This window comes from Patescibacteria group bacterium (genome assembly GCA_040387855.1).
Taxonomy (GTDB): Bacteria; Patescibacteriota; Minisyncoccia; order Phycocordibacterales; family JAKAEA01; genus JAZKCY01.
The window spans coordinates 210,390-234,901 of the sequence record JAZKCY010000001.1; the positions used below are offsets into that span (position 1 = coordinate 210,390).

Genomic DNA, 24,512 nt, shown 5'->3' on the forward strand with positions numbered 1-24,512 from the left:
TAGAATAAAGTTATGGCAACATTGCGTCAAAAATTGGCTTTTAATAAAACCATTGAAAATCAGGGAAATGTTAGTAAAGCTATGAAAGAAGCTGGTTATTCCAGGAGTCACGCTCATAATCCACAATCACTGGTTAAGAGTAAAGGTTTTCAGCAGATGCTTCAAAATTATATTCCAGAGCAACGAATTCTTGAGAAAGTTAGTGAGTTGTTTGAAAGGGGAGAAATAGTAAGTCGGACATTTCCTTCAATCCTTGGTTTAGATACCGTTAAGAAAATGTTTGAAAAGGCAGGATTGACCATTTTAAATTTACGAGAAGTAGGGGATCAAAAAAATGAAATAGAAGTATATTTCATTCAGCCAGATGCTACATCACAAGATAAGGCTCTCGAAAAATCAATTAAATTGCATGGTTTATATGAGACAGATCATACACATGGGGCTAATGCTAAAGGATTGTCACTTATAAGTCTTTTTGAAAAGGTAGAAGAAAGAAGAGCAAATAGGGCAATGAAGAATAAGATTCAATAAGTCTTTATTTGAAAGTAAGAAGTATTATTTAGTTGTTTAGACACTAGTTCTAATTTTTTTATATGCTCTAATGGGCGCTTGAGGTCCTGACCCTGTGAAATCAGGTTTTCGTAATTTTCTGCTAGCTTATTACCGAACACACCGTCTCCAAAAATATCATAGTCTTGTTTAATAAACTTACCCAATCCAAATGGAAAGACTGCATCAAGTTTAGTTGTACCAAAACCTACTGGTAAGCGACTATGAATATCGTGAAATGGACTAAAGCTGTATCCTTTTGGAATTTTAACTGATCGTCTCGGGTGATATGGATGGAAGTAGAGGATATCCCAGCTTTTGCCATCAAAGGATACAGTTTCAAATACATCAATAGGATTTGCTATTGCACCTATAGTTACTGATCCAATCCTATGAAATAGTAACGCTGAATTATTTTTCGTTCTAAGTCTACCAATATATTTAATTTCACCAATAGGTCCATTAACAGGTATAGGATTGGATGCCATTAATCCAAATGAACCATTAGCTCCTTTAACTTCGTCACAAACTTCTCCTTCTAGACATATTTTAGAAAACTGTTCAGGAAATTTAAGTAGATCAGCTTTTTGTTCTAGTAAGGACTCATCTTTGATGACTTTTTTAAAAAGGTTGAACATTTATTTAATTCCAAACGCATAACCAGCTACAAGTATTATAAGTATTACAAAAATGAGAGTGCTTAACCAGAAGCCCCCCCAGAAAGCACTTCTTGCATTGGTATACTCAGCCCAGAATGCCATTTCAAACTTCTTGATATTATTTGCTAAAATGAATTCTTCTAAATCCATGTGACTCATTTTTCTGAATGAAATCCCTGGATGTTTTATGTGTACACCTTTCTCTACAAGGGTATCAAGTGAAGTCCCAAAGTGAATCCTTGGTCCCGTAAGCTCATTTATGATCTTTTGTAAGTCAGGAGGCATGTTGATGACTATAAGTATCTATACTCCTACTCTACCACAATTATAATGATACTTATAGTCCGTCGCCTTAAAGTCATCATCACAATACCCTTAAGGTATTATGATCCCTAAAAACAGCGCTATCTTAAAAAAGTTTGGAGAACGCGTGAGAGATATACGGTTACGAAAAGGAATATCTTCACAGATGACTTTTGCTAATAAAGCTGGACTAGATCGAACCTATATTGGAGGAGTGGAAAGAGGTGAACGAAATGTATCTTTAATCAATATTGAAAAGATTGCAAAAACTCTTAATGTTAATATTGAAGACTTGTTTAAGTTTTAGAGAGAATGGAATTATACACATAGTATCAACACATGTTCTTTGACATGAAACAGGTTGTTGATACTATATAAATATAACTAAATAGAAAAAAGCTCAGTGAGATGGCTTTCCAGGTTACATAAAAACATGTAACAAGAAAGTTTATCGCTGGGCTTTTTTTGTGGAAAAAATATGAAAGAAAATATTTCGGAATTATTTAAAAAATTTATTGAGGACTGTAGGTATATTAAACGGCTTCGTCCAGAAACTATTCGTACTTACTCTGAGGCATTTAAAACTTTTATAAAAGTTATGCCAGAAGTGGTCAATGTTAAGTTGCTTACTCGTGAGATGCTAACTCTCTACTTCAAAAGACTTGAAACAAGAGGGAGAAAGGTTGGAAAAGATACTATTAAAATTGGTGTAAAGGACTCAACAATTAAAACCTATCAGAATAGATTAAATGTGTTTTTCACATGGCTTGTAAATATGCAACATATAGAAACCAATCCATTTATTGGGATGAAGTTTCCTAATCCAGTATACGAAGATAGTAGAGCATTAGAGCAAGATAGTATTGATAAAATATTTGCTGCTGTGGCGTTACACTCAATAAATTCACTAATCCATAAGCGAGACATAGCAATACTAAGTCTACTTATGTTCTGTGGTTTGAGAAGAAATGAGCTTATCTCACTTCAAGTTAATGATGTTGATTTTGAAAATTCAATGTTAGTCATTAAAGGTGAGACATCGAAATCTAAAAAAACGCATTCTGTCCCATTACATCCAACTCTAGGAATGCATTTAAAGGATTACTTAAAAGAACGTTGCAAAAAAGAGTATAAAACTCAATATTTAATCATCTCTACAAATAGAGATCGAGGATTAAGTAGCGATGGATTGAAACATTGGGTAAAAAGGCTGGTTAAATTATCTGGTGTAAAATTTCATCTCCATAAATTTCGACATACCTTTGCCTGTAACCTAGCTAAAAATAATGTAAGCGTATTCAACATTCAAACGTTGATGGGGCATAAAGATTATAAGATGACGTTATCATATTTGAGATCAGTGAAAACTAAGGATCTTAGAGACGAGATTAATAGGTTATACAGTAATGTTGATAATTTTCACTAAATCTGTCACTATGATGGAAGTCAGCTATTATTATCAAATATTGGTTGCAGTGAGTCTCTCAGGAGATTTTTATTTTGAGTTAAAACCTGTAATAAACAGGTCCTCACAACAGTATAGATTTAATGAACTAAATCGAAATTCTAGCTCTAAAAATATAGCCTTGTAATGGTTTAGACCTCTACCTATTTATTGGTAATGACGAGGTCACCGGTTCAATCCCGGTCAACGGCTCCCGTAATTAATTTTAACGAACTATTAAATATATGGAACCAAATATTTTACCAGGATCATGGTCACTTATTAAAAAAGCCTGGGCAGAAGTTAAAGTACGATACTCATATATATTCCCTGTACTCGGGATTATGTTTATTGCTCAGTCATTGCCACTTGTTATCGCTTCAAAAATGATTGATGAGGCAGTTTTCCAACTTGATCAATATGGCAGTCTAACAACTCAATATTTGATTATTATCGCAATTGTTCTCGTGACTAGTATCGTTTCATTTATCTCAACTATAGTGTTGATGACCCTAATCTCAAAGAAGGAAACCGAAGTGCTCACACTACGAGAGCTGTATTCTAATGCTGTCCGATTAGCAATTCCTTATGCGTGGGTTTCAATTCTTATTGCATTAGCTATTGTGCCTGGTTTGGTGCTTCTTATTGTTCCAGGAATATTGCTTACTCTATTAGTAAGCTTTGCAGGCTTTGCTCTTATTATTGATAATGACCGTGGGTTATCTGCACTTACACGAAGTTGGTTTTATGTAAAAAATAACTTCAAACTCGTTATTTGGCGATTTCTAGGATTCGTTCTTTTCGCAATCATAATTACAATCGTTATTGCAATAATAGAATCTATCGTTGGGATTTCAATGTATGGATCTGCAGAATATCTTAAAATGATTGATGATCAAACCACTCCAATTACATCTACTATAATAAATAATATTGTTCAGACATTTGTACTTACCCCAATTGGTCTTATGTACTTCTGGTATCTCTATGAATTTATGAAGATTAAAGAAGGCCCTGTGGTAAATCCTGAAGAAGCTATCCTAATCAGAAAGCGAATTACTATCTTAACAATCGTCGGAGCACTAATTACTATTGCATTAGTTATCGCTTTTGGATATTTTTTCTTTACGGTAACTCCTCTATAATGGCTTCTCCTCGATAAGAGGAGAGTACGCCACCTTAGCTCAGTTGGTAGAGCAATGCTTTCGTAAAGCAGAGGTCCCGAGTTCGATTCTCGGAGGTGGCTCCAGTTTGATATACTATGGATATGGACAAAGAAGCTATTGATGCACGCATACTAGAGATTGAAAATGCCATGTCTGAAGCTGATTTTTGGGCTGACAAAGATAAAGCACAAGCAGCTATTCGTGAACTTCAAGATTTAAAAGAACAAAAAGAAGGTGTTGGTAAATATGATCGAGGCAACGCAGTCATAAATATTCTTGCTGGGGCAGGAGGGGATGATGCAGAAGATTTTTCTTCTATGCTTTTTGATATGTATCGAAAGTATATAGATAATCAAGGATGGCAGGCATCTATAGTTCATGAAAATCGAAACGATCATGGCGGGTTCCGAAATATTAGTTTTGAAGTCCAAGGTAAAAATGCCTATGGCACATTAAAGAACGAATCGGGAGTTCACAGACTCGTCCGAATTTCTCCATTTAATGCAAAACAAATGCGACATACGTCTTTTTCACTTGTTGAGGTGATTCCAAAATTTGAGAAAGTAGCAGAAACCGAAATTCCACCTGATCAAATCAGAATAGAACTTTCAAAAGCCGGTGGCCCAGGAGGACAAAATGTAAACAAACGAGAGACAGCGGTACGTATTGTGCATATTCCTACAAATATTTCTGTGCATGTAACATCAGAACGATCTCAAGCTCAGAATAAAGAAAAAGCATTTGCCTTGCTTAAGGGGAAGCTCTACAAGAAACAAGAAGATGATGAAAAGAAAAAAGCAGCTGGACTTTCAATTAGCTCAACAACAGACATTGAATGGGGTAGTCAGATCCGTTCATATGTTCTTCATCCATACAAAATGGTAAAGGATCATCGTACTGATGTGACCGTCCATGATGCCGACAAAGTATTGAATGGTGCGCTTGATGAGTTTATTGATGCCGAACGAGCGCTCTAAACAATAAGATTATAGAGGTTGCATTTGTAGCTCAAGATACTACAATAGATAGAGCATTATGATTTACTTCGACAATGTTTCAAAAGTATATACTGACGATTCAATAGCACTTGAAGATATCAGTTTTACCATCGAACCCAATGAATTCGTCTCAATAGTGGGACACTCAGGAGCAGGAAAAACTACCTTGCTTAAAATGTTATTAGCTGAAGAACGACCTTCTGATGGGAAGGTGTATTTTCAGTCAACCGACATTCATACACTCAGTAAAAATCAGATCAACCATTTTCGTCGAAAGATTGGAGCTGTGTTTCAGGATTTTCGCTTGCTTCCAAATAAAACAGCATATGAAAATATTGCTTTTGCTATGGAAGTAGCAGGTAAGAGCGACGAAGAAATTGCTTCAGATGTACCACATGTTCTCGAACTCGTTGATCTTGGTAAAAAAATGTGGAATTTCCCTGGCCAGCTTTCTGGAGGGGAAAAGCAGCGAGTTGCAATTGCACGAGCAATTGTAAATCATCCTGATATAATTATCGCTGATGAGCCAACAGGAAATCTTGATCCAATTAATACCTATGAGATTGTCCAGATTTTAAAGAAGATCAATGATTTAGGTACTACCGTAATTCTGACTACGCACAATAAAGGTGTTATTGATGCATTAAACCGCCGTGTGATAACCATAGAAAATGGAAGAATTACTCGTGATGATAAAGAAGGACGATATATCCTATAATTCAAATTTATAATGTTGTGGACAAATACTAAACGTGTAATAAGAGCTGGGTTTGTTAATTTCTGGAGAAATGGGTTTGTTTCTCTTGCTTCAGTACTCGTAATGACTATTACGCTTTTTGTGCTTGGCTCTATTGTATTTATGAGTGCTCTATTAAATTCTGCACTTATCCAAATTAAAGATAAAGTTGATATCAACGTGTACTTTGTAACTACAGCAAAAGAAAGCGATATCTTGGCAATTCAGGATTCTCTTAAAACTCTTCCTGAAGTTGCACAAGTAAATTACTCTTCACGAGAGCAGGAGTTGGCAAACTTCAAAAAGAAGCATGAAAACGATCAGTTTACACTTCAGGCGCTTGAAGAACTTAAGGATAACCCATTGGGCGCAGTTTTGAATGTGAAGGCAAGAGAACCATCTCAGTATTCTGGAATCGTTACTTTTTTAGAAAAGAGTAGTGTGTCTGCACTAGATGGTACTCCAATAGTTGATGATGTTAACTACAATGAAAATAAAGTAGCTATTGATACACTTACTAAGATTATTGAATCAGGTCAACGATTAGGATTCTTTATTATGATCTTGCTTGTGGTCATGTCTATTATGATTACCTTCAACACTATTCGATTGGCTATCTATATTTCTCGAGAAGAAATTGCTGTTATGCGATTGGTGGGTGCTAGTTCAAAATATGTACGAGGTCCATTTGTTATCATTGGTATTATGTACGGAATGTTCTCAGCAATTATTGCTGGAGCAATCTTTTTTCCAGCAACATACTATTTAGGTAGAGCAACAGAAAACTTCTTCACAGGAATAAATGTGTACAACTATTATGTTACAAACTTTGGTCAAGTGTTTGTGATGTTGTTGGTAGCTGGAATTGTTATTGGGGCAGTATCAAGTTATTTGGCCGTACGAAGATATTTAAGAGTCTAATAGATAATCACAAAAGATAACCATACGTCAGCATGAAAAAAAATCATAAATACATTTTTGTTGTGGGAGGTGTAATGTCTGGAGTGGGCAAGGGTATCGCCACCTCTTCAATCGGTCAAATACTTCAAGCAAAAGGTTTCAAGGTCAATCCCATAAAGATTGACCCTTATCTTAACGTAGATGCAGGTACAATGAATCCTACTGAGCACGGAGAGACCTTTGTACTCGACTCAGGGCTAGAAACAGATCAGGACATGGGTAACTACGAACGCTTCTTGAATGTCGATTTGATTCCTGAAGATTATATGACCTCAGGAATGATTTATCTCCATATCATTCAGAAAGAACGAAATCTTGGATACAATGGAAAATGCGTCGATCCACTCCCATACACCACTGAAGAAATCATCCGTCGTTGGAAAAAGTCAGCCGATCACCATGCATCAGATATCTCTATTATTGAAATTGGAGGAACTATTGGTGACTATCAAAACGTAATGTTTATCGAGGCAGCTCGAATTCTTAAAGTAAAACATCCCCAGGATGTTATTTTTGTGATTGTTTCGTATCTTCCAATTCCAAGTACGTTGGGTGAAATGAAGACTCGACCTACACAAAATGCTGTGCGACAACTCAACTCATATGGAGTACAACCAGATATTATTATTGCGCGAGGATCACATCCGCTTGATCATAAGCGAAAAGAAAAAATTGCATTTTCATGTAGTGTGCAGGAAGATCATGTGATTTCTGCTCCTGACATTAAAAGTATTTATGATGTACCCGTTAACTTTGAGAAAGATAGAATCGGCGACATTATTTTGAAAGATTTAAATCTTCGAGCAAAAAATAAAGATGATGGGCTCAGTGATTGGAAAAAATTTGTTGCTAAAACTAAAAATGGCAGCAAAGAATTAAACATAGCAATAGTTGGAAAATATTTTGATACTGGCGACTTTGTACTTTCAGATGCCTATGTATCTGTCATAGAAGCCATAAAGTTTTCTGCGTACCATCAAGGAGCAAAACCAAATCTCACATGGATAAATTCAAAGCATTATGAAACTGGCGATAGGGATGTATCTGAGCTTTCAAATTATGATGGGGTAATAGTGCCTGGAGGTTTTGGTGAATCAGGAATTGAAGGAGTCATTAAAGCAATTACGTATGCACGAGAAAATAAAATCCCATACCTTGGACTGTGCTATGGTATGCAGCTCATGACTATTGAATATGCACGTAATGTTGTAGGACTTAAAGGTGCACACACTACTGAAATAAATAAGAAAACGCAGTATCCAATAATCGATATTATGGAGCACCAGAAAAAGCATTTAGAAGCCGGAAACTTTGGTGCCACTATGAGGCTTGGACAATACGAAGCGCATTTGAAGAAAGGAACAATTGCTCGAAAAGCGTATGGGATAGAAAGTGTTTTGGAACGTCATCGACATCGTTATGAAGTAAATCCAAAATTTGTGGAACAAATAGAACAAGCTGGTCTTGTTTTCTCAGGCACTTCCCCAGATGGCACACTTATGGAAATTGCAGAACTCCCTCAAGATATTCATCCGTTTTTTCTAGGTACTCAGTTTCATCCAGAGTTTAAAGCCCGTCCTTTAGCACCTCATCCGTTATTCTCTGAATTTGTAAAAGCATCATTGAAGAACAAAAAGCCCTCTGTGAAACTAGCTTGATTATATCCCCATTTTGAGGTATTTTAGAGAAACCCTTTTGTTTCACAGAAGGTATTGCGGGATCGTCTAATGGTAGGACATTTGCCTCTGGAGCAGAGTATCTAGGTTCGAGTCCTAGTCCCGCAGCAAAGACTTTTGAGTTTGATATGTGGATTCTGAAATCAACATCCAATGCTATACTAAATAGGCTATCAAACGGAAAAAGAAAGATAATAAAAAACAGAACAAATATATTCCACAAATAGTGGTTATTGTTTTTGGTATCACTGCTGGAATAAGCTTTCTCTATTTTATTTCAGGTACTCTATCTAGTCATGAATATGTTGCCGGTGTAGCCGCAACAACTTCTGAAAAGACTAGTATCGTTATTCCAACACTTGATAAAGCTCTCTACAATGAAAAGATGATTGCTTTAGCAAATAATCCTGCACCAAAAATAAGCGCGAGTTCTACTGAAGCAACATCGACCCCTCCTTTGCCAGTGAGTTCAGATACAGTGTCAGTACGTATCCCTAACAAGCCATGGCCAGTTGCTGGTGCATATCCAAAAGAGGGGGCATTGTTGCCATTCAATCGCATACTTGCGTACTACGGAAATTTTTATTCTACAAAGATGGGCGTGCTTGGAGAATATCCGCCTGATCAAATGCTTAAGATGCTTAAAGCTGAAGTAGCTAAATGGAACGCAGCTGATCCCAGCACTCCAGCAATTCCTGCAATTCATTATATTGTAACCACAGCACAAGGTTCACCTGGAAAAGATGGAATGTATCGTCTTCGCATGCCAGATGAGCACATCCAAAAAGCTATTGATTTAGCAAAAGAAGTAGACGGCATAGTTTTCCTCGATGTTCAGGTGGGATTAAGTAATCTTCAAGCAGAGCTTGCACCACTTGAGCAATATTTGAAGTTGCCAAATGTACATTTAGGTATTGATCCGGAATTTTCTATGAAAACAGGTGCGAAGCCGGGATCTGTTATTGGAACATTTAATTCTGATGATATTAATTATGCTACAAATTTCTTAGCGAAAATTGTTAAAGAAAATAATCTTCCACCAAAGGTACTTGTTATTCATCGCTTTACTACTCGCATGGTTACTGGATCTGAAAATATTAAGTTACTGCCAGAAGTGCAGATAGTTATGGATATGGATGGTTGGGGACCTCAGGCACAAAAACTAAGAACATATCGAGACATTGTCGTTGATGAACCTGTGCAATTCACTGGATTTAAATTGTTTTATAAACATGATCTCTTACCACCAAGTACTGGAATACTCACTCCTGAGCAGTTGTTGAAACTAACTCCGCGACCAATTTACATTCAATTTCAATAGGTCTACTATAGTGAGATATGTATAAACGATTAACCGCACTATTTCTTTTTATTGCATATAGTTTGATCTTGATCAAAGTAATGGTACTTAAAGATGTCCCACTTATTAAAGTTGGCATGGTTAAATTAAATTTTGGTGGAACTACTACAGACAATCCTGCCAACTTTATTCCGTTTAAAACCATTCTGCCATATTTGTTTGGTCATAGGGGATTGGTTATTGCTGGTATAAATCTAGTCGGAAATATTATATTACTTGTGCCGTTGGGATTTCTTATTCCGTTAATCTATAAGAATATAACGTGGAAAAAATCTTTTTTAATTGCTGCTGCTTCTGGCCTCATAATCGAAGTACTACAAGTGCTCTTGCAGGTGGGAATATTTGATATCGATGATGTTATTCTCAATGCTTTTGGTTTCATGATTGGGTATTGGATATATTGTGTACTTGCAAAGATCATGCGTTTCTTGAATCCCAAAAATAGAATCATTATAGCTGTATTGATTTTGGGAATTGCTGGTGCAGTTGTGTTCTATGGTTATCAAAAATTGCAATTAGGTTTTGAACCTGGTGTGAGAAGTAGTGAGGAAAGTACTACAAATCAACGTGACCTTTGTAATGGTACTGGAGGCAACGGTAAGATTATTAGTGTTGGAGATACTACATTTACTCTTGAATTAAAAAACGGCAAGAAGCAAATTGTGTATCTTACAGATAAGACTAAAATAAAAATATCTTCAGGGGATGGTTCTATTTCAGATTTGAAAATAGGTGTAAGAGTAACTCTTGTTGGAGATGTGAATAATGATGGTGGCTTTGCGGCAGATTCTGTATATGTTTGTAACTAAATAATAAAAAACAGAAGCTCTTTTTGAGAGTCCTGTTTTTAAAATAATCTATATAACTATTTTTATTGCACTGTAACTATTGATGACATATTTACACCTGTAGTTGCTCCCACAAAAGTGTAGGTATACATACCAGGAGTTGAAGGCATACTCATTGATCCAGTTGTGAAATTTCCGCCACCATCAGCGTGTGCTTGTCCTACTCGTACTCCATCTCTATAAATCCAAATATCTTCTTCATGAGGGAAATTGGTTCCACTAAAATCAATACTTTGACCTGTCATTACTGTATGACTCATTGGCATAAGCTTCATGCTTGGATACATTGAATTGTGATATTCAGGTGTTGTTGTAGATGTACCTGGAGTTGTTGTTGACGTTGAGGTTGCTTGAGTTGATGTATGTGACCAGAAGTTCCACTCAGTGCCGTTCCACTTCATAAGGAACTGAACACCATTCCTCATCCATTCTGTACCATCCCATGATCCAACACAGAGCATTGGATCAGTACATGGAACCAAACCATTAACGAGCCACACCAAACCATTGTCTGGCACATGGATCATGGTTGTTGTTGCCACCTCTTGTGTCGTTGTTCCAACTGTCATCATATCTGTTGATGTTGCAGATGTTGTTGTTGCTGTGACATCTAGGTCAATAATTGCAGTCTCTTGTGTTGTGCTTGCTGATTCAGTTGAGCTAGCTGTTTGTGCATGCGTCACGTCTTGGAATAGAAACGCTAAGACTAGTAGGAGCGTCAGTTGAGAAAGTTTAAATGCTATATTTTTTTTCATAAGTTATAAAGTTAAATGAATATTACTTGCCAGTACTGTGTTGTAAGTTGTCTATGACGACTCGGTTGTAAGATACTTACTTTGCTGAGTTAGTGTGAGTTATTACTATGTAGCTGGTATATAAATATGCTTGTGCTACAATTTTGTTACACTAGAGCAAACTATCATGAAAAAAAATTTACCACTTATTGTAGGTCTGGCATTACCATTTGTATTTATATTATTAATTGCAGTAGTCGTATATCTACCAAATGTTTTTATTAAACCTCAGCATGATTTTTTATATACAATGGCTGACCGAAATAATTACAATTACAATACTGTCTATAAAAATACGTATGCAATCGAAAATGGAGGACTTGTTCAACGCCCAGTTGAATTACCAAAGCTGAATGAAAATGACACAAGAGTTATAATCGATGCACCAAAATTGTATCGTTACAATGTTAAAGATTCTACAAACAAAGAAATTAGCTTTACCGAGGCACAATCACTAAAAATTGATGTGGGTCCATCATCTCCAGATGGATACATTGTGGCATATAGATACAATCATAATGGAGTCTTTGAACTGTTTGGTAGTAATGGCAATAATAGTGGATATTTCATTTCAAAGGGTAAAGGGGGAAAGAAGCTTATTGGATTAGATAGTGCTGGTTATTACTATGAAAATAATTTTACCTTATTAGGCTGGATAAAATAAAAATATATGGACAAGCAACAGATCATTTCATTTATTCAAAATCAGGTCGCACAGGGAAATATTTCTCGTGATGACCTTGCTGCATTAGCTGGAATTGATACTCCACAGGTACAATCTGTACTTGCTACTGGTACTACTCCAAACACAGTCGTGTCACCTGAACACTCCTCAAGAAACCTTATTAATGTTTTCTATATTATTGGAGCAATCATTGTGTTGATTGGAGTTATTATTCTTCTTGGTCAAAATTGGGATGATATTGGATTCATAGGCCGTGTGGGATCTACTCTTGGAATTGCACTTGTAACATATCTTGCTGGTCTCACACTAAGTAAGTCTGTGCATGATACCCTCTCTCAAGTAATGTTTATGTTATCAGCTGTTTTGGCTCCCTTTGGAACTTTCATCTTACTTGATGAAATGAATGTATTTGTAGATATCTCTGCACAAGTAGTGATTGCGTTGGTTTTTGTTTGTATCTATAGTGTTGCACAATTTGTTGCTCGAAAAAATATTCTTACTGTTGTCATTGCAGGGTATGCTACATGGGCATACTATGCTTTCTTACTAAAAATACTTGATAATCAACTCTTTGATAACGATATTATTATTTGGGCAACAATGCTCCTCGGTATTTCGTACTGTGCAGTAGCATATGGATACTCATCAAAAAAAGTTGGATCTGTAGAAAAAGTAACTCAACGAGCATCTATTACACATCTTTTTTATGGAGCAGGTACGCTCGCAATTTTAGGTGGGGGAATTAGTCTTGGTGGAATGTGGGACCTTCCTTATATAGTACTTATCTTTGCAACATTTTATCTAAGTGTGTTTGTAAAAAATAGAGCAATGCTCGTGATTGCCGCGGCTTTCCTTGTGGGGCATATTATAAAACTAACTTCAAAATACTTCCTTGATTCTGTAGGATGGCCATTGGCACTTATTATCTGTGGATTTGCTGTGATTGGAGTAGGCTATATGACCTATTACGTAAATCGAAAATACTTAGCTAAAAAATACTAGTAAAAGTAATTAAATACTTATGTCTGAAATCCTAACGCTTTTTATTTTAGCTATTCCAATTGCCTGCATTGCATGGACAGTTACTCATGAAGAGGTTTTTCGAGAGGCTCGTGAGTTTTGTGAACGCCGAAGTAGAAAAAGTAAGAGCATAATCACTCGTAAATTCTTCTATTTATTTACCTGTGAATATTGCTTTAGTCATTATGTAACTATTGCAGTACTGTATTTTACAAACTATACATTGTTATTTACTGATTGGAGAGGATATGTACTTGCAGGATTTAGTTTAGTTTGGATAGCAAATGTGTACATGAGTTTGTTTGCTTTAATACGAGTGGATTTACGAAAAGAACGACTAGAAGCAAACAAAATTGAACAAGAATTATAAAGCACTAGTGTACTTTTAGATTTACATATTTGTTCATTAGGAAATTCCAAATACCCACAAGGGCACCTACTGTTATTCTTGATGTGATGAAACTCATATGGAGTACGTCAACACAGATGATCATGAGCCCTATGATAAGCAATAGGCTACTAAGAGCAATAAGTAAGAAGTAGATGTATCCTTTCCCAATAGATCTGTGCGTGCCTTTAAACGCCCAGGTTCTACTTAACATATAATTTACAGTAATTGCGATCATGAATGAAATAATAATTGCTACTATATAATGAATCTTGAGAATATCAGTAAATATCCATAATAGGAAAAGATCAAAAGCAAAAGTAGAACTGCTTGAAAGGGTATATCGGATAAACTGAGTTACGCTTCTACTCGCATGCCCACCAAGCGAGGTAATCCAATTAAAATAATGAGTTAACGTAATCACGAATGTATTATAACCCTTTTATAGAATTTAGCTTGGGTGTACACTAGAGGTATGAAAAAGAAAGGATTCTCACTTATTGAGCTGTTGGTTGTTATCGCAATTATTGGAATTTTGGCAGCTATTATTTTAACCGCAGTAAACACAGCTCGTGGTAAAGCACGTGATGCGAAAAGAAAATATGAAATTGCACAGATTGGAAGATTGGCAATCTCTTCAACTTGTTATGTTCCAGAAGCTGGGGCAGGGACATATGACCTCACAGATTTAGTTCCAGAGCTCGTTGCCCAAAATGCGCAGCTTGCACAGTATGTAAATCAGATCCCTCGAGATCCACAGGGATCTGAGACAGAAAGTTTATATAAATATATAGTAGATGCTGAAGGGAAATGCGCTGTGTTTGCAAATCTTGAAAATGATAATGAGCGTGTGACACTTACGAGCGTTACAGCACCAACTCCAGGTGGTGGAACAGGCGTGCTTGAAGCAAGTGAGGAAGGATGGAATGGGTCAACAAAATATTTTCAAGTATCAAATTAATATATGAATCCTTCAACAAAATGGTATAACCGAATCCCAACATGGGGCTATGTAGTTTTAACACTAGGAGTCGTAGTTTTGGCTGGGGTTATTGAATATATGATGGGACGCAATGCGCTGTGCGCATGTGGCTATACATTGTTTTGGCAAACGTGGGGAGATACTTCAGGAAGCTCTCAACATATTTCTGATTGGTATACATTTTCACACATCATTCACGGATTTGTATTTTATGGATTCTTTAGATTAATTAGTAGGGGCAAGTGGCCTGTATGGTTTTGTTTATTGCTTGCAACAGGTGTTGAGGCTGGATGGGAAATCCTAGAAAATTCTAGTTTTATTATTGATCGATATCGTGAATCAACAGTCTCACTTGATTACAACGGTGATAGTATTTTAAATTCGATTGCTGATATTTTGTATATGTTTGTTGGATTTTTCCTAGCACGCAAATTCCCAGTTTGGGTATCTATTGCACTCATTATATTTATGGAGGTGTGGGTGGGGTATATGATTCGAGATAATCTTACATTAAATATTATTATGCTTATTTCTCCATTAGATGCCATTCGTACTTGGCAAATGGGCGGGTAAAAAAAAGCACCATCGCGAGATGAATGCTATGTTACGTCCACTTCATGCGGACAAGGGTGACTGACCAGAGGGCAACGACTTCGATCGATAGGAAGATCCAGAAGTTGCGGTCGGGCTTCCACTGTTTGCTGAACTTCATCATCCCGAGCGGGAAGAACAGGGTGAGGATGCTCGAGACGATCAGCAGGTCCCGTGTGCTTATCTGAGGCACTACCGGAAATAAGTAGAACAGGACGCACACCGACAGTCCAAACACCGCATAGAGGCCGTGAACCCATCCCGCAGCGGTGGTTTGTCCGTCGTGAGTATGAGCCTCCGGATGCTCAAGCGCTTGCCTGCTAAACAACATGCCGAGTCCTATTGCCCCAAACATCAGGAACATCATAGTGATGATGCCCGGGCCGGTGTAGAAGGGCAGTTTGTAGTTGCCCATGATGAACGCCACCAGGGGCGTAATCACGAACACATCTGCCCACATGCCGCCATGCTCCATAAAGGAGTAACCGTTCATAATGCCGCGCCGGCGCATCTGTGCTTGGGTCAGGAATCCGTCCAAGTAAGCGCAGACCGCTTGCAACAGCACCAGGCCGAGACCGATCATGAGAACCGGGATTGAAAAGGACATGGTCACGTACTCCGAAAAGGCAGAGACTGGTTATTGACGCCAGTGCACACAATACCACGTATTTGTATTTATGGCAATAGTAAGAATTACTCAAATAGCTTCCCATTTATCGAAAAATAAGGTAATCTTATAAAACTATGTCAAGCGGAGAAGTAATAATAAGATTCGATGAAGTTTCATTCGAATATGGCCACAACAAACCTATTTTAGATGAGGTTAGTTTTTCAGTGCGCAAAGGAACAAAGGTAACTATTATGGGTCAAAACGGTGCAGGTAAGAGTACTCTTTTTGGACTTATTAATGGAAGTAATAAAAAGGAATCAGGTGATATCCACATTAATAATAAATTAACTATAGCAACATCACGACAGGTTATTCCTCGTGATCAGCTTGATCTCACGGTTCGAGAGTTTTTTGAGAAGTGTTTTGATACTAAAATTTATGATATTGACCCACGTATAGATAAAGTTCTTGATGTGGTTAATCTTCATGCACCTAAAGATAAAATCATTCGAGCGTTTTCTGGAGGACAACAAGCGCGACTTTTGCTTGCCTCAGCATTGATTCAGGATCCAGATATTCTATTGCTTGATGAGCCTACCAACAACTTGGATAAAGCAGGGATCGAACATCTTACTAAATTCTTGATTGAATATAAAAAGACTGTATTAGTTATTTCTCACGATGCTGACTTTTTGAACTCATTCACCCATGGAGTGTTGTATCTTGATGTATTTACTAAAAAGATTGAGCAGTATGATGGTAACTACCTAGATGTAGTGAAAAATATTTCTGCTCGAATCGAAAAAGAAAATCGAAAGAATGCACAGTTAGCAAAAGAAATTCAAGATAATAAAGATAAGGCTAACTTCTTTGCAAATAAAGGAGGTCAGATGCGTCTCGTTGCAAAGCGAATGCGAGAAAAGGCAGAGGAGCTTGAAGATGAAATTGTAGATATTCGAAAAGAAGATCGAACTATTCGACCTTTTATTATTCAGTCTCAGCCAGATTTTGTTGGTGAGATTTTGAATATCACTTCGTTGATGACTATGAATCCTAAGACTCATAAGCCTGTAACAAGAAAGGCAACTATCTCTCTAAAACGAAATCAGCATCTACTTTTGAAAGGACCAAACGGAATTGGGAAGACTACATTACTTGAATCTCTCGCAAATGGAACTGCAAAAGGGGCAACAATTACTGATGGAATCAGAGTGGGGTACTATAGACAGGATTTTTCTACGCTCAATTTTGATGACACTGTATATGATGCTCTCATGGCTGTAATGGATAAGCAGATAGAAGAAAATATGCGTTCGACAGCTGCAGGGTTTCTTATTAATGGAGAAATGATGCGTACAAAAATTGGTAGCTTATCTGAAGGACAGAAAGGATTAGTAGCGTTTGCACGTCTAGTGTTACAGAAGCCAGGGTTGCTTATCCTCGATGAGCCAACAAACCATATCAACTTCCGACATATTCCTGTAATTGCAGAAGCCCTAAATAAGTATGAAGGAGCTATGGTGCTGGTAAGTCACGTGCCTGAGTTTGTAGAAAAAATTAGAATTGATGAGACATTAGATCTCGAAAAATAAAAAACATATGTTATTCTTTCTCGTTCTAGGATTGTTACTTGGTGCTGTTGCAGTAATTTTTGCATTGCAAAATCTCACTACTATTTCAATTGCATTTTTAGGATGGAATCTTGAAGGATCATTAGCTCTTGTGTTGGTTCTTGCTATGGTCGCAGGGGTACTTATAAGTATTCTTGTTTCTATTCCTGAATTTATAAAGACTCAGATGAAACTTTCAGCTCTTAAGAAACAGAACAAGAGACTTGAAGAAGAAGTTTTGAGACTTAAAGATTTAGTAAATCCAATTGTGGAACAACCTGTAATTGAAAGAACTGTAGTTACAGAAACAACACCAGTTGCATAGTTCTCTATACGTACTCATGAACTATTATGTTTACATACTAGAGTGTGCAGATACAACACTATATGTAGGTATAACTACTGATCTTACTCGAAGAGTACAAGAACATAATACATCACCAAAAGGAGCAAAATATACAAAAGCACGACGGCCTGTCGTGCTTTCGTATTTTGAAGAGTTTAAAAACAGAAGTGAAGCTTCAAAGCGGGAATATGAGCTCAAAAAAATGAAACGCGAGGAGAAGCTAAGACTCTTACAATCCAAGGCTCGCTAAAAATTGCTCAAGCTGGGGTCCTTCAATCTTTTTGTATTCACCAGGCTTTAGTGTGCCTAAAGAAATATTCATAACTCGAGTTCGTTTTAGATCAATAACTTCATTGTGCATTGCTGAACACATTCGGCGGATCTGATGTTTCTTTCCTTCTGTAAGGGTGATTTTGAATGTGTCATCCCCAGTAACTGTTACTTTACATTTCTTGGTTATATATCCTTCGATATCTACTCCCTTTTCCATATACTCTTTAAAGCTTGGGCGTAAATTATTTACTGTTTTAACTATGTATTCTTTATCGTGAACATACTCAGGATTCAATAGTCGATCAGTAATTCGTCCATCATTTGTAAGAATCAAAAGCCCTGAAGAGTTTTTATCAAGACGTCCAATAGGGAATACATCCTTCATGGGAACTACAGACTTAATGTCTTTTTCACCTTTTTGTGGTGAGTGCGTAATAATGCCTTTTGGCTTATTGTAAGCAAAATAAACATATGACTTTGGCTTTTGTCGTGAACTTACTTCCACTTCATCGCCTTCATCAACCTTATCTCCAAGTACGGCAAAACGGCCATTAATGAGAATTTTCTTTTGGGAAATCAATTTATCTGCATCTCGGCGTGTAGCCACACCTTTCCAAGCTAGATACTTATTGATTCGCATAGGGAACGTTGGTTCTTCCATAGGCCCGCAGTATAACACATTGACGAATTAAAGATAGTGTGGGTATTATATACTCATGAATACAATATTTAGTACGCCAACAGTGTTAGCTCATAATGGGGTAGATCACAGTACGGAGCATGTTGCTGCTCCTATAGTACAACACAGCTTTTTTCAGCATAATTTCCATCTATTTCTCTTTGGAATTGCATTCGCCATTGTCCTCGCTGTAATTATTTGGGGGAAGGAAGATACGGTAGTTCAACGATAAATTTTGTTCCAATCCCTGCCACACTTTCAATAGAGATATTTCCATTAAAATCTTTCTCAATAAATGTTTTAGTAGAAGATAGACCTAAGCCCATCCCTTTGTAGTGGGCTTTTGTTGTAAAAAAGGGATCAAAGATCTTCGAAACTAAACTGAGCGGTATGCCAGTACCAAAATCTTTAATAGTTACTCTAAGATGTGAGTAATAGGAACTTAAAGAAATATAAATCACTTTTTTTGAAAAAGAGTTTTTACCATCATATGCATCTATTGCATTTGAGATAAGATTCGCGATAATTTGTTGAAATCTGATAGGATTTCCAAATAGCTCAGAGACTTTTTTAATTTTAGTTTGAAGATGCACTTCTGCTCTTCGGGCTTTGTATCCAAGCAATAAGAGAACATTCTCAAGTTCTTTTTGAGGACTAAATAGTATATTTGTATTTTGAAATGATAGTTGATTCTGAAGCGCACAAATAATCTTTTGCGTTTGTGTACTTGCTGCTAGAGCTCTCTGTATGTACTTTTTGGTTTCTATGATTTGAAGATTTGCTGGATCTAATTGATTAATATTGAGTGAAATAGCAGTTAAAGGATTTATAAGGTCATGAAAAATACCCGATGATATTTTACCAAACTCAGCAAATCTATAGAGCTGGGCTAACTTTTCTTGATGTAATACAGCTAATTCTTTTTCTTGATCTTTTATTTTTTGCTCTAATCTTAGTTGCTCAGTACGTAATCCACCTTCTGTTGTTGAGACCGATAAAAATGACCCTAATGCTGCACGATTAAGCACCCATGCGATTGCAAGAATAATGAAAAGTATTAGACCAATAAAGTTTTCAATGGAGTAAAACATTGTCGACTGTAAGAAAGCTAAACCTCATTCGTTTCTAAACACAGATGGTTACATTCCATCAGTAATTATTACATTTTAAACAAAAACACTATGGTGAAAAAAATAGCAGCTTTAAGTATATTGTCTCTCGCACTCGTTGTAGCAAACGTAGCAGGAGCTCAAACTCTTGATACAACAACAGGCGCGACAACAACAACCCAAACACAGGGGACTACAGGAACTGGAGTTGGAAGCGATTCATCAATGACAACAACTGATGCATCAGCTCCTGGACTACCAAATACTGGTACAGGTGCTAATGCAGCTCTCAATGCAGCCCTTCTTCTTGCAACAGGAGTAGCCGCTGTAGCTGGAGTAGCATACCTTGTTCGACGAAAGACTGTGTAATGTGCACCACTATCTTGTGTAGCAAACCTCCATCATGGAGGTTTTGTTATAATCATATCTATGAAGAATATAACATACATTCTTGTAGCGATTTTAACCCTTGCATGTGGCACGATATTCATTCATACCTTAACTCGTGCATATATAGCTCCACCACGTGAAGAAGAGGTGGTGGTAATTGAACCTGTGACTCCTGCTACTCCAGCTCAACCTGATGCGATCACACCTGATAGATTACAAATTCCCGTACTACATGTAGATGCTCATGTGCAACATGTAGGGATGACTAAAAAAGGAACAATGTCTGTACCTTCAAATTACACGGATGTAGGATGGTATCGTCATGGTTCTATGCCAGGTGACAATGGGATAGCTGTTTTTGACGGGCATGTAGATAATGGCGTTGGACTTGCTGGTGTGTTTAAGCATCTCAAGACTCTTAAAGCAGGAGATGATATCTATATAGTAAATAAAGAAGGAAAGAAAATTCACTTTAAGGTAACGGGTATACAAGACTTTCCTCATGATACAAAAGATACAGCCTCTATATTTCAGACTACAGGAACTCCATCAATAAAGCTTATTACCTGTGAAGGGGAATGGAATAAAGAGTTGAAGACCTATATGCAACGATTAATAGTATCTGCAGAACTTGTTGCTAGTTAATTATACTGATTCTATTTTGTAGCCTCGACCTGGCAAGGTGTGAATGAGTTTGCATGTTTTATGTGTATCAACTTTCTTTCGTATATTTAAAATGTGAGCCTCGATTGTATTTGAGAATGGATCACTATCAGCATTCCACACATGTTCCATTATCATGCCACGTGATACAACATTGCCTCGATGTCGCATGAGATATTCCAAAAGAGAAAATTCTTTCCTCGTGAGATAAATTTCTTTGCTGTTACGTAATACTTTTTGTCGAGCCGTATCGATAGTGAGATCGGCAACTTTCAATATATCTGCTTCTATATGTAGGGGGCGACGGAGTAGTGCTCGGATTCGCGCGAGCAATTCTTTAAATGAGAATGGTTTTATAAGATAGTCATCTGCTCCTGAATTGAGAAGTCGCACTTTTTCTTGAATATCACTGAGGACGGTGAGCATTATAATCGGAGTTGTTTTGCCAGATGCTCTAATTTCAGTACATACCGTATGTCCATCTTTTTTAGGTAATGCCAAATCTAAGATGATCGTATCGTATTCATTTGTACGAGCTACATATGATCCCTTCTCACCATCACTTACGGCATCTACTATATAACCTTCAGATTCTAATGCTGCTTTTAAAAATTCCTGAATATTCACATCGTCTTCAATAAGTAGTATTCGCATAGTGATGAGTTATTATGAGGTCATTATTACAGAACTTTAGAAATCACAAAGCGTAGATAGGGGATGGACCTTCATAATTTATTCATGTTATCCACAGAACTCATCAGTATTATCATTACAATACAGAAGATAAAACTAATCTAGACTAAGAAAATAGTCGAATCCTAGCTGTTTTTGAGGCTCAGGGGGTTTACATGGCCCCAAGCTTGTTACATGTTCAAGAAAAATGGTTGTTTGCTCATCTATGCACTCGATTTCTAATGTAAAATGAGATACGTTTTTAAAGTTATTAATTAGAAGATAGTCGCTATAGCTTATGAGTATATCCATCACCACATACGACGGTACAAAAGTTCCGTTTAATGCAGATAAGATTAACCGTTCTATTGAACGAGCATGTTTCGGTCTTACCGATCCTGTTGCAATGGTAACCCAGATTGCAACCGAAACACGTCTTACGCTCTATGATGGTATTACAACAGAAGAACTTGATCAGGCGACGATCAACGCTGCTGTTCAAAATATCAAAGAAGATATTGAATACGATAAAGTTGCGACACGACTTCTTCTAAAAACTGTCTATCGAAAAGTTATTGGTGAATGTAATTGGGATGATGCAGATGAACTTAAGCAAAAACATCGTGATGGATTTGTTGCTTATATCAAGCGAGGAATTGCTGCCAATCGACTCCACAAGAATATGGAGGAAAAGTATGATCTTGAAGAACTAGCAAACTACCTCAAAATAGAGCGAGATCAAATCTTTATGTATGCTGGAGTAGACGGTCTTTTAAATCGATACGGATTGAAAGATATGAAACAGCAGCCTTTGGAAACTCCGCAGTATCTTTTTATGCGTATTGCTATGGGGCTCTCATACAATGAGAAGAATCCTACAGAAATGGCAAAGAAGTTTTATAACAAGATGTCAAAGCATGAATATCTTGCTGGAGGCTCAACAAATCTTGGAGCCGGAACAACTCGACCTGCACTCTCAAACTGCTTTCTCCTTGAAATGCACGATGATATGGAACACATCGCAAAATCAGTATCTGATGTGATGCTTCTTTCAAAAGGGTCTGGGGGAATTGGATTATCTATTACAAAGCTTCGAGCAGCGGGTTCTCCATTGAAGTCAAACTTCGGAGGAGTTTCAACTGGTCCAACACCATTTGCAAAAATTATTGATACAGCTATTCGAGCTATTCAGCGAGGTGGAAAGAAGAAAGGTGCTCTTTGTTTCTATATGGAAAACTGGCATTTGGATTTTCCAGAATTTCTTGATTGGAAGCATAATGCAGGAGACGATTATCTCCGAATGCGAACTGCCAACACTTCAGTATTCATGACTGACGAATTCATGAAGCGAGTAGAGCGAAATGATGATTGGTATATGTTTGACCCTGCAGATGCAGCAGATCTCAATGAACTCTATGGCGCAGCATTTACAAAACGCTATGCAGAATATATTGCTATGGCAGATGCTGGTAAAATGCGAACCTATAAAAAGGTGCCAGCACGTGAACAATTCCGACAGATTCTTGTGATGCTTCAGACTACATCTCATCCTTGGCTCACTTGGAAAGATACTATCAACCTTCGCGCGCTCAACAACAACACCGGTACTATTCACATGAGTAATTTGTGTACTGAAATTTGTTTGCCTCAGGATCGAGATAATGTAGCGGTATGTAATCTTGCATCATTGAATCTTGCCGCACATATTAATGGAAAAGAAATAAATTGGATGAAGCTTGAGGATTCAGTTCGAATGGCAATCCGACAGCTTGATAACCTTATTGATATCAACATACTTCCTATTAAAGAAGCTGTTAAGTCTGACAAAGAAAACCGAGCTGTTGGTCTTGGCGTGATGGGATTCTCAGATACTATTGAGCAATTGGGTCTTTCATATGATTCAGAACATGCCTGGGATTTTGCTGATCGAATTTTTGAATTCGTAAGCTATATGGCAATTGACGAATCAGCAAATCTTGCAGCAGAACGAGGGAGTTATACAAACTTCCAGGGATCTGGATGGTCACAAGGAATGGTGCCTATCGATAGTATTGCACGCGTAGAAGCAGACCGAGGACGAAAGCTTACCGTGACTCGAGAAAGTAAACATAAAGGATTAAATTGGGATATTCTCCGGGCAAAGGTAAAGAAGGGAATGCGAAATGCAACATTAATGGCCGTTGCTCCAAATGCAAACATTGGTCTTGTTGCAGGAACTACACCAGGTATTGACCCAAGATTTGCTCAAATCTTTTCACGAAATAAAATTTCAGGAAAGTATGTTGATATCAACCACAACTTGGTGAAGGATCTTAAAAACATGGGTATTTGGGATAAAGTTAAAGGAGAAATTATTGTTCATCAGGGAGATATTTCTGGCATCAATGGAATTCCTCAGCACATTAAAGATATCTATAAGACTTCGTTCACTACATCACCATACGCATTCATTGAAGTTGCAGCGCGAGCTCAAAAGTGGGTAGATCAGGCACTTTCACGAAACATGTATCTTGAAACTCGAGACATCGATGAAACTATGCGAATCTATCAGACTGCTTGGGACAAGGGAGTAAAGACTACATACTACTTGCACATGAAGCCTCGACACACTGCAGAGCAAAGTACTACATCAGTTAATAAGGCAGCAGTTATGGGCAAAGTTGGATTCGGTGCACTACGAGCAAAAGCTGTTACTCAAGAATCAGCCCCTGCTGGATTCTCATCACCACTTCAGAAGACGTTTGATATCCCTTCACCAGTTTCAGTCGAAGTTGCTGCAGGTCAGATGAGTTTGGGAGCTCAACCAACCCCTGTTGCGGTAGCTGCAACTCCTGCTGTAGAAAAAACTGAAACAGAACGACCTAAAGCAGCACCTGCAGCATCAACACACGATGCACCAAAGCCAAAAGGATTTGTATCATTAGAAAATTTGAAGGCAGGAATGTCGACAGAAAAGAAGGATGGTAATGAAAAGAAATCATAATTATTAATTAGTAGATAA

At 37.3% G+C, this 24,512-nt stretch carries 30 protein-coding genes and 2 tRNA genes; 24 read left to right on the forward strand and 8 right to left on the reverse strand.

Annotation, left to right across the window (positions count from 1 at the left end; all coding sequences use genetic code 11):
- Positions 1-12 precede the first annotated feature (12 nt).
- On the forward strand, positions 13-531 hold the full coding sequence (locus tag V4519_01220) for a hypothetical protein (protein ID MES2436607.1): 519 nt from the start codon (positions 13-15) through the stop codon (positions 529-531).
- Here the strand turns inward: V4519_01220 and V4519_01225 are convergent.
- Together V4519_01225 and V4519_01230 are read right to left on the reverse strand one after the other, a co-directional pair.
- Positions 525-1,187: a hypothetical protein gene (locus tag V4519_01225; protein MES2436608.1), complete on the reverse strand. Its 663-nt coding sequence runs from the start codon at positions 1,185-1,187 to the stop codon at positions 525-527. The two genes, V4519_01220 and V4519_01225, sit on opposite strands and share 7 nt — an antisense overlap.
- Positions 1,188-1,493 carry a hypothetical protein gene (locus V4519_01230; GenBank protein MES2436609.1) on the reverse strand — a complete coding sequence of 102 codons (306 nt, stop codon included), beginning with the start codon at positions 1,491-1,493 and terminating at the stop codon, positions 1,188-1,190.
- A 100-nt stretch (positions 1,494-1,593) separates the two neighbouring features.
- Here V4519_01230 and V4519_01235 point away from each other — a divergent pair, with 100 nt between their 5' ends.
- The 11 genes from V4519_01235 to V4519_01285 all read left to right on the forward strand — a co-directional run bounded on the left by V4519_01235 (position 1,594) and on the right by V4519_01285 (position 10,660).
- Entirely contained in the window at positions 1,594-1,818 is a 225-nt protein-coding gene (locus V4519_01235) for a helix-turn-helix transcriptional regulator (protein MES2436610.1), read from the forward strand.
- Positions 1,819-1,989: 171 nt separating this feature from the next.
- Complete coding sequence (locus V4519_01240) at positions 1,990-2,937, forward strand: site-specific integrase (protein MES2436611.1); 948 nt, start codon at positions 1,990-1,992, stop codon at positions 2,935-2,937.
- A 263-nt stretch (positions 2,938-3,200) separates the two neighbouring features.
- Entirely contained in the window at positions 3,201-4,100 is a 900-nt protein-coding gene (locus V4519_01245; protein MES2436612.1) for a hypothetical protein, read from the forward strand.
- A gap of 28 nt (positions 4,101-4,128) precedes the next feature.
- Positions 4,129-4,204: transfer RNA gene (locus tag V4519_01250), tRNA-Thr, on the forward strand.
- A gap of 18 nt (positions 4,205-4,222) precedes the next feature.
- Positions 4,223-5,098, forward strand: coding sequence for a PCRF domain-containing protein (locus tag V4519_01255; protein ID MES2436613.1), 876 nt, complete (start codon positions 4,223-4,225; stop codon positions 5,096-5,098).
- A 58-nt stretch (positions 5,099-5,156) separates the two neighbouring features.
- Positions 5,157-5,837: a cell division ATP-binding protein FtsE gene (gene ftsE / locus V4519_01260; protein ID MES2436614.1), complete on the forward strand. Its 681-nt coding sequence runs from the start codon at positions 5,157-5,159 to the stop codon at positions 5,835-5,837.
- A gap of 12 nt (positions 5,838-5,849) precedes the next feature.
- Positions 5,850-6,776: a permease-like cell division protein FtsX gene (locus tag V4519_01265; protein ID MES2436615.1), complete on the forward strand. Its 927-nt coding sequence runs from the start codon at positions 5,850-5,852 to the stop codon at positions 6,774-6,776.
- Between the two features lie 32 nt (positions 6,777-6,808).
- Entirely contained in the window at positions 6,809-8,473 is a 1,665-nt protein-coding gene (locus V4519_01270) for a CTP synthase (GenBank protein MES2436616.1), read from the forward strand.
- A 55-nt stretch (positions 8,474-8,528) separates the two neighbouring features.
- A tRNA-Gln gene (locus V4519_01275) sits at positions 8,529-8,599 on the forward strand.
- A 118-nt stretch (positions 8,600-8,717) separates the two neighbouring features.
- Entirely contained in the window at positions 8,718-9,812 is a 1,095-nt protein-coding gene (locus tag V4519_01280) for a hypothetical protein (protein ID MES2436617.1), read from the forward strand.
- Positions 9,813-9,829: 17 nt separating this feature from the next.
- Positions 9,830-10,660 (forward strand): VanZ family protein, encoded by an 831-nt coding sequence (locus V4519_01285; GenBank protein ID MES2436618.1) that lies wholly within the window; start codon positions 9,830-9,832, stop codon positions 10,658-10,660.
- Positions 10,661-10,722: 62 nt separating this feature from the next.
- On the opposite strand, the gene V4519_01290 is transcribed toward V4519_01285, so the two are convergent.
- Positions 10,723-11,454 (reverse strand): hypothetical protein, encoded by a 732-nt coding sequence (locus V4519_01290; protein ID MES2436619.1) that lies wholly within the window; start codon positions 11,452-11,454, stop codon positions 10,723-10,725.
- Positions 11,455-11,620: 166 nt separating this feature from the next.
- On the opposite strand from V4519_01290, the gene V4519_01295 reads away from it, so the two are divergent.
- From V4519_01295 to V4519_01305, 3 genes are read left to right on the forward strand one after another with little or no spacing between them, the layout of a single operon-like run.
- Positions 11,621-12,157, forward strand: coding sequence for a hypothetical protein (locus tag V4519_01295; GenBank protein MES2436620.1), 537 nt, complete (start codon positions 11,621-11,623; stop codon positions 12,155-12,157).
- Between the two features lie 6 nt (positions 12,158-12,163).
- Positions 12,164-13,180, forward strand: a complete 1,017-nt coding sequence (locus tag V4519_01300) for a DUF2157 domain-containing protein (GenBank protein MES2436621.1) — start codon at positions 12,164-12,166, stop codon at positions 13,178-13,180.
- A 19-nt stretch (positions 13,181-13,199) separates the two neighbouring features.
- The gene (locus V4519_01305) at positions 13,200-13,568 is read left to right on the forward strand and encodes a hypothetical protein (GenBank protein MES2436622.1); all 369 of its coding nucleotides are present in this window, start codon (positions 13,200-13,202) and stop codon (positions 13,566-13,568) included.
- Between the two features lie 4 nt (positions 13,569-13,572).
- On the opposite strand, the gene V4519_01310 is transcribed toward V4519_01305, so the two are convergent.
- Positions 13,573-14,010, reverse strand: a complete 438-nt coding sequence (locus V4519_01310; GenBank protein MES2436623.1) for a GtrA family protein — start codon at positions 14,008-14,010, stop codon at positions 13,573-13,575.
- 51 nt (positions 14,011-14,061) lie between these two features.
- On the opposite strand from V4519_01310, the gene V4519_01315 reads away from it, so the two are divergent.
- Complete coding sequence (locus V4519_01315; protein ID MES2436624.1) at positions 14,062-14,547, forward strand: prepilin-type N-terminal cleavage/methylation domain-containing protein; 486 nt, start codon at positions 14,062-14,064, stop codon at positions 14,545-14,547.
- A 3-nt stretch (positions 14,548-14,550) separates the two neighbouring features.
- Positions 14,551-15,141: a DUF2585 family protein gene (locus V4519_01320; GenBank protein ID MES2436625.1), complete on the forward strand. Its 591-nt coding sequence runs from the start codon at positions 14,551-14,553 to the stop codon at positions 15,139-15,141.
- Positions 15,142-15,172: 31 nt separating this feature from the next.
- On the opposite strand, the gene V4519_01325 is transcribed toward V4519_01320, so the two are convergent.
- A complete protein-coding gene (locus V4519_01325; protein MES2436626.1) occupies positions 15,173-15,766 on the reverse strand; it encodes a hypothetical protein in 594 nt (197 codons plus the stop codon).
- Between the two features lie 137 nt (positions 15,767-15,903).
- On the opposite strand from V4519_01325, the gene V4519_01330 reads away from it, so the two are divergent.
- From V4519_01330 to V4519_01340, 3 genes are read left to right on the forward strand one after another with little or no spacing between them, the layout of a single operon-like run.
- Entirely contained in the window at positions 15,904-17,361 is a 1,458-nt protein-coding gene (locus V4519_01330) for an ATP-binding cassette domain-containing protein (GenBank protein MES2436627.1), read from the forward strand.
- Positions 17,362-17,368: 7 nt separating this feature from the next.
- Positions 17,369-17,704 carry a LapA family protein gene (locus V4519_01335; protein ID MES2436628.1) on the forward strand — a complete coding sequence of 112 codons (336 nt, stop codon included), beginning with the start codon at positions 17,369-17,371 and terminating at the stop codon, positions 17,702-17,704.
- Between the two features lie 16 nt (positions 17,705-17,720).
- Positions 17,721-17,975, forward strand: a complete 255-nt coding sequence (locus V4519_01340; protein ID MES2436629.1) for a GIY-YIG nuclease family protein — start codon at positions 17,721-17,723, stop codon at positions 17,973-17,975.
- Here the strand turns inward: V4519_01340 and V4519_01345 are convergent.
- The gene (locus V4519_01345; protein ID MES2436630.1) at positions 17,955-18,659 is read right to left on the reverse strand and encodes a pseudouridine synthase; all 705 of its coding nucleotides are present in this window, start codon (positions 18,657-18,659) and stop codon (positions 17,955-17,957) included. The two genes, V4519_01340 and V4519_01345, sit on opposite strands and share 21 nt — an antisense overlap.
- Before the next feature lie 55 nt (positions 18,660-18,714).
- Between V4519_01345 and V4519_01350 the strand changes: the two genes are divergently transcribed.
- Positions 18,715-18,909 carry a hypothetical protein gene (locus tag V4519_01350; GenBank protein MES2436631.1) on the forward strand — a complete coding sequence of 65 codons (195 nt, stop codon included), beginning with the start codon at positions 18,715-18,717 and terminating at the stop codon, positions 18,907-18,909.
- On the opposite strand, the gene V4519_01355 is transcribed toward V4519_01350, so the two are convergent.
- Positions 18,872-19,768 carry a HAMP domain-containing sensor histidine kinase gene (locus V4519_01355; protein MES2436632.1) on the reverse strand — a complete coding sequence of 299 codons (897 nt, stop codon included), beginning with the start codon at positions 19,766-19,768 and terminating at the stop codon, positions 18,872-18,874. The genes V4519_01350 and V4519_01355 overlap by 38 nt on opposite strands.
- 90 nt (positions 19,769-19,858) lie before the next feature.
- Between V4519_01355 and V4519_01360 the strand changes: the two genes are divergently transcribed.
- Both V4519_01360 and V4519_01365 read left to right on the forward strand, forming a co-directional pair.
- Entirely contained in the window at positions 19,859-20,155 is a 297-nt protein-coding gene (locus V4519_01360; protein MES2436633.1) for a hypothetical protein, read from the forward strand.
- 60 nt (positions 20,156-20,215) lie between these two features.
- The gene (locus tag V4519_01365) at positions 20,216-20,821 is read left to right on the forward strand and encodes a class F sortase (protein ID MES2436634.1); all 606 of its coding nucleotides are present in this window, start codon (positions 20,216-20,218) and stop codon (positions 20,819-20,821) included.
- Here V4519_01365 and V4519_01370 read toward each other — a convergent pair whose 3' ends face one another.
- Positions 20,822-21,493, reverse strand: a complete 672-nt coding sequence (locus V4519_01370; GenBank protein MES2436635.1) for a response regulator transcription factor — start codon at positions 21,491-21,493, stop codon at positions 20,822-20,824. It lies immediately after the preceding gene.
- 316 nt (positions 21,494-21,809) lie between these two features.
- Here V4519_01370 and V4519_01375 point away from each other — a divergent pair, with 316 nt between their 5' ends.
- A complete protein-coding gene (locus V4519_01375) occupies positions 21,810-24,494 on the forward strand; it encodes a ribonucleoside-diphosphate reductase subunit alpha (protein ID MES2436636.1) in 2,685 nt (894 codons plus the stop codon).
- Positions 24,495-24,512: the final 18 nt, after the last annotated feature.

What these genes read in the sequence shown, in the direction of transcription:
- V4519_01355 (MES2436632.1), bottom strand. Translation starts at nt 19,768, where the DNA reads ATGTTTTACTCCATTGAAAACTTTATTGGTCTAATACTTTTCATTATT.
- V4519_01345 (MES2436630.1), bottom strand. Translation starts at nt 18,659, where the DNA reads ATGGAAGAACCAACGTTCCCTATGCGAATCAATAAGTATCTAGCTTGG.
- V4519_01255 (MES2436613.1), top strand. Translation starts at nt 4,223, where the DNA reads ATGGACAAAGAAGCTATTGATGCACGCATACTAGAGATTGAAAATGCC.
- V4519_01300 (MES2436621.1), top strand. Translation starts at nt 12,164, where the DNA reads ATGGACAAGCAACAGATCATTTCATTTATTCAAAATCAGGTCGCACAG.
- V4519_01350 (MES2436631.1), top strand. Translation starts at nt 18,715, where the DNA reads ATGAATACAATATTTAGTACGCCAACAGTGTTAGCTCATAATGGGGTA.
- V4519_01325 (MES2436626.1), bottom strand. Translation starts at nt 15,766, where the DNA reads ATGTCCTTTTCAATCCCGGTTCTCATGATCGGTCTCGGCCTGGTGCTG.
- V4519_01315 (MES2436624.1), top strand. Translation starts at nt 14,062, where the DNA reads ATGAAAAAGAAAGGATTCTCACTTATTGAGCTGTTGGTTGTTATCGCA.
- V4519_01305 (MES2436622.1), top strand. Translation starts at nt 13,200, where the DNA reads ATGTCTGAAATCCTAACGCTTTTTATTTTAGCTATTCCAATTGCCTGC.
- V4519_01360 (MES2436633.1), top strand. Translation starts at nt 19,859, where the DNA reads ATGGTGAAAAAAATAGCAGCTTTAAGTATATTGTCTCTCGCACTCGTT.
- V4519_01375 (MES2436636.1), top strand. Translation starts at nt 21,810, where the DNA reads ATGAGTATATCCATCACCACATACGACGGTACAAAAGTTCCGTTTAAT.
- ftsE (MES2436614.1), top strand. Translation starts at nt 5,157, where the DNA reads ATGATTTACTTCGACAATGTTTCAAAAGTATATACTGACGATTCAATA.
- V4519_01285 (MES2436618.1), top strand. Translation starts at nt 9,830, where the DNA reads ATGTATAAACGATTAACCGCACTATTTCTTTTTATTGCATATAGTTTG.
- V4519_01370 (MES2436635.1), bottom strand. Translation starts at nt 21,493, where the DNA reads ATGCGAATACTACTTATTGAAGACGATGTGAATATTCAGGAATTTTTA.
- V4519_01225 (MES2436608.1), bottom strand. Translation starts at nt 1,187, where the DNA reads ATGTTCAACCTTTTTAAAAAAGTCATCAAAGATGAGTCCTTACTAGAA.
- V4519_01320 (MES2436625.1), top strand. Translation starts at nt 14,551, where the DNA reads ATGAATCCTTCAACAAAATGGTATAACCGAATCCCAACATGGGGCTAT.
- V4519_01245 (MES2436612.1), top strand. Translation starts at nt 3,201, where the DNA reads ATGGAACCAAATATTTTACCAGGATCATGGTCACTTATTAAAAAAGCC.
- V4519_01240 (MES2436611.1), top strand. Translation starts at nt 1,990, where the DNA reads ATGAAAGAAAATATTTCGGAATTATTTAAAAAATTTATTGAGGACTGT.
- V4519_01220 (MES2436607.1), top strand. Translation starts at nt 13, where the DNA reads ATGGCAACATTGCGTCAAAAATTGGCTTTTAATAAAACCATTGAAAAT.
- V4519_01270 (MES2436616.1), top strand. Translation starts at nt 6,809, where the DNA reads ATGAAAAAAAATCATAAATACATTTTTGTTGTGGGAGGTGTAATGTCT.
- V4519_01365 (MES2436634.1), top strand. Translation starts at nt 20,216, where the DNA reads ATGAAGAATATAACATACATTCTTGTAGCGATTTTAACCCTTGCATGT.
- V4519_01265 (MES2436615.1), top strand. Translation starts at nt 5,850, where the DNA reads ATGTTGTGGACAAATACTAAACGTGTAATAAGAGCTGGGTTTGTTAAT.
- V4519_01340 (MES2436629.1), top strand. Translation starts at nt 17,721, where the DNA reads ATGAACTATTATGTTTACATACTAGAGTGTGCAGATACAACACTATAT.
- V4519_01335 (MES2436628.1), top strand. Translation starts at nt 17,369, where the DNA reads ATGTTATTCTTTCTCGTTCTAGGATTGTTACTTGGTGCTGTTGCAGTA.
- V4519_01290 (MES2436619.1), bottom strand. Translation starts at nt 11,454, where the DNA reads ATGAAAAAAAATATAGCATTTAAACTTTCTCAACTGACGCTCCTACTA.
- V4519_01295 (MES2436620.1), top strand. Translation starts at nt 11,621, where the DNA reads ATGAAAAAAAATTTACCACTTATTGTAGGTCTGGCATTACCATTTGTA.
- V4519_01330 (MES2436627.1), top strand. Translation starts at nt 15,904, where the DNA reads ATGTCAAGCGGAGAAGTAATAATAAGATTCGATGAAGTTTCATTCGAA.
- V4519_01235 (MES2436610.1), top strand. Translation starts at nt 1,594, where the DNA reads ATGATCCCTAAAAACAGCGCTATCTTAAAAAAGTTTGGAGAACGCGTG.
- V4519_01230 (MES2436609.1), bottom strand. Translation starts at nt 1,493, where the DNA reads ATGCCTCCTGACTTACAAAAGATCATAAATGAGCTTACGGGACCAAGG.